The following is a 243-nucleotide window of genomic DNA, read 5'->3' as shown; positions in this document are numbered from 1 at the left end:
GCAAACTCGCCGTTTTCCATACCCTCTTGGAAAAGGGCGATATACAGAGTATAAGTGGAGCCGAGAATCTCCATAACCTGATCCATGATGGCTGGATCGGCTAATTGGCTGCCAGAGAACTCTTCGCCAGCTCTTTTTAAAGGATGGGACAAAAAATCGTCAATGATAAAAGCCCCAAGCCCATACAGCTTTTCAATCGAAGTTGAATACTCTTTTTCCTTTTGCTGCCATAGCCAGGCAAAC

General features: G+C 45.3%; 1 protein-coding gene. It reads right to left on the bottom strand.

What is annotated here, in order from left to right; translation table 11 throughout:
- On the bottom strand, positions 1 to 243 hold a 243-nt coding region (locus tag SB773_RS34145; protein WP_410594939.1), incomplete at both ends, for a TetR family transcriptional regulator C-terminal domain-containing protein.

The organism is Bacillus sp. SIMBA_074 (assembly GCF_046534555.1).
Classification (GTDB): domain Bacteria; phylum Bacillota; class Bacilli; order Bacillales; family Bacillaceae_G; genus Bacillus_A; species Bacillus_A mycoides.
The sequence above is the reverse complement of the archived record's forward strand: the minus strand, read 5'-3'. Positions and strand labels throughout refer to the sequence as shown.